The following is a 1,873-nucleotide window of genomic DNA, read 5'->3' as shown; positions in this document are numbered from 1 at the left end:
GACCGCCCCCGAGGCGGCCGCCCCTCCGTCGCCCGTGCCCTCGACTCCGGACCCGGCAGTGGCGGCGGCGGCTCCCGGCGGCACGGCGAACGGCGGTTCCGGCCTTCCTCCGCCAGCTCCCTCCCTGGTCGAGGTGCGGTTCGAGGCCCCGGCGAAGACCATCCTTCGCCAGGAGGGGGGCGAGCGGCTGCCCGTCAACCGGCTCCTGGCCCTGCCGCCCGGCCTCATCAAGGTGGCCTACGACTGCCCCGGACGACGCGCACCTCGGGGGGCAATACCCTACCTCATCGAGCAGGCGACCCCGGGGCCGCTCGTGCTCCAGGTCCCCTGCAAGGTCCGGCGCTAGTCCGGACGGGCACTTGCCCGTATGGGCCGTGCTCCCCCCGAATCGGACAAGTGGGACTGGGTGGGCTTGAGTGCCCTTAAGTCGTTGGATTTCCTAGCTTTTCCGAGGCGCGCGCGCATTGCGCATGTCAGACGGGGCCGTAGAATCCGGCGCTCCATGGCGCGCCTCAAGAAGCAGAAAAACATCGTGACGAAGAGGAGTTACACGGCCGGACGGGTAGTGCGACAGCAGCCTGTCGCACCAGAACCGAACCGGCTCGTGAAGGTTTGGAGACGCGTGCTCGAACGCCGCCTCCGCACGCGCTTACGCGCGAAGGTGGCGGTGGAGGTCCACGACAACACGCACACGATGCTGACCTTCCAACGTCACCGGGCGATGTGGCGGCTGCGGCTGCACCACATGTTCCTGGCGGCGCCGGATGACGTCGTGCAGGCCCTGGCCAGCTTCGTGCGCAAAGGGGACCCGGAGGCGAGCACGCTGTTGGACCGCTACATCGAGCGCAACAAGATGTACATCCGGCGGCTGTCTCCGGCGCAGATGCGCAAGCGCATCCGGCTGGAGCCCCTGGGTCAGCACCACGACCTGGAGCGCATCTTCGAGCGGCTCAACGAGCGGTACTTCAGCACCCGTCGCATCGATGCGGCCATCACCTACGGCCCGGCGCCGCGGGTGAAGGGGCCCCGCAAGAGCATCAAGATGGGCTCCTACTCGGCGGACTCCAAGGTCATCCGCATCCATCCGGCGTTGGACCAGCCGGTGGTGCCCCGCTACTTCGTGGAGTGGATTGTCTTCCACGAGATGCTCCACCACATCTACCGGACGAGGAAGGGCGACGACGGGCGGCGCTGCATCCACCCGCCGGAGCTCATCGAGCACGAGAAGCGCTTCCACGACTACACGCGGGCCCAGGCCTGGGAGCAGGAGAACCTGGACCTGCTGCTGCGCGCCCGCGTCTCGCCAGACTGAAGGACTCGGCAGGGCCCATCCTCCCCAGGGCTCAGGGGAGGATGAGGCCGCCGGGGCTGCGCCGCTCCTGGGTGGGGGCGGCCTCCGCGGGCGAGGGCGCACTGGCGCCAGGGGCCCCCCCAGCTCGCCGGGCGGCCTCTTCGCGGGCTCCAGCGGCGGCGACCAGCCCGACCACCTTCTCGAAGAGATGCTCGGCGAAGCGGGAGAAGGGCTGCGTGGCGCCGTGGAAGAGGCGCCGCGCCTCACCCCGGGCGACTTCGGCCTCGCGCTTCCTCCCGGTCCGCTCGAAGAAGTCCGCCATTCTCCACAGCCGCAGGGCGTAGCGACGGGACATGTCGGGGGTGAAGTACTCCTGCGTCACCGTGCGCACCGCGCCCTGGAGCTGGTCCTGGCGCTGTACGTCGCTGAGCGCCAGGGGGCTGACCACCACCTCGTCCAACTTCGCGAGCAGGCGCCTGGTGATGGACTCCGGTGGGAGCCACGCCGCCAGCTCCGGTGTCTCGTGCAGCAGGTCTCCGTCGAGCGCGTGGCGGACGTCCTCCGGCTCGGGCGGGGGGAGGG

1 protein-coding gene and 2 pseudogenes are annotated in these 1,873 nt (G+C 70.0%); 2 read left to right on the top strand and 1 reads right to left on the bottom strand.

Translation table 11 applies throughout. The annotated features are described in order from the left end of the window. Together HR086_RS46540 and HR086_RS46535 are read left to right on the top strand one after the other, a co-directional pair. Positions 1-346, top strand: a pseudogene (locus tag HR086_RS46540) (serine/threonine protein kinase); the annotation flags it as partial. A 156-nt stretch (positions 347-502) separates the two neighbouring features. Continuing rightward, entirely contained in the window at positions 503-1,312 is an 810-nt protein-coding gene (locus tag HR086_RS46535; RefSeq protein WP_141649457.1) for a hypothetical protein, read from the top strand. A gap of 31 nt (positions 1,313-1,343) precedes the next feature. On the opposite strand, the pseudogene HR086_RS46530 reads toward HR086_RS46535, so the two are convergent. After that, positions 1,344-1,873 (bottom strand): annotated as a pseudogene (locus HR086_RS46530) (hypothetical protein); the annotation flags it as partial.

The organism is Myxococcus sp. CA039A (assembly GCF_013336645.1).
GTDB classification, from domain to species: Bacteria; Myxococcota; Myxococcia; order Myxococcales; family Myxococcaceae; genus Myxococcus; species Myxococcus llanfairpwllgwyngyllgogerychwyrndrobwllllantysiliogogogochensis.
Note: the sequence above shows the minus strand (reverse complement) of the source record. Positions and strands in the feature narration are given on the sequence as shown.

Bases quoted from the DNA above. Each gene is read 5' to 3' on its own strand.
- HR086_RS46535 (WP_141649457.1), top strand. From the start codon at position 503: ATGGCGCGCCTCAAGAAGCAGAAAAACATCGTGACGAAGAGGAGTTAC.